This is a genomic window from Halorubrum tibetense, from assembly GCF_042661865.1.
GTDB lineage: Archaea > Halobacteriota > Halobacteria > Halobacteriales > Haloferacaceae > Halorubrum > Halorubrum tibetense.
Map to the genome: position 1 here is coordinate 1 of NZ_JBHSWW010000604.1, position 675 is coordinate 675.

Sequence of the window (675 nt, forward strand, 5' to 3'; positions counted from 1 at the left end):
GATATCAAATATTGCGCGGGCAAAATGATGTTTTCGATTTGTACTGAGTCAATTTTTACTGGGTATCCATCAAGGTCTTTAGTGAGCGCGGCTTCTATCTCGGTCACCGCACGACTGCGGTCTTGGATCAGCTGCTCGGCGGTATAGTGTGGCAGCACATCTTTAGTTGCGGCTCTAAATCGTGGATCGAGAATACGCGATTCGAATTGGTCTAGACCGCCATATTTTTTATACAGGTCCAGAGCGCTATCGCGGTGTACTGTCCAGTTGAGCGATACCTCGGCGGTCAATGGCATTTGCTCTTTCGAAGAGCTTGGCATCTGTTCAACATTTTTGCGCGTGCGAATTTCGATTTCTTCTACTGTGTCGACAAAGGGTACCTTGGCGTGTAAACCTGGGCTGGTTTGCTCTTTGGCCTCCGAAAAACGCTTAACGATACCGACGTGGCCTTCTTCCACGGTATAGCAACTGGACATACCAAATACGCAGAGTACAAGCACTGAAACGAGCGCAATAATTTGACCTTTACTGATAGACATTACCTAACTTCCTAGTGGGTGTTAATTCCTTGGAGCCAATCGGCTAGAACGCCTGATGGGTGAGTATTCAATAGCGGGTAGGATAATATCATAGCGCCGCGATCGGGCGCTCGGTTTGGTGTTACAGCGATTACGC

The 675-nt window shown here is 48.1% G+C and carries 1 protein-coding gene; it reads right to left on the reverse strand.

Annotation, left to right across the window (positions count from 1 at the left end; genetic code table 11):
- Window positions 1-539: prohibitin family protein (locus ACFQEU_RS17215; protein ID WP_379784133.1), on the reverse strand; the 539-nt coding region annotated here is incomplete at its 3' end.
- Window positions 540-675 lie beyond the last annotated feature (136 nt).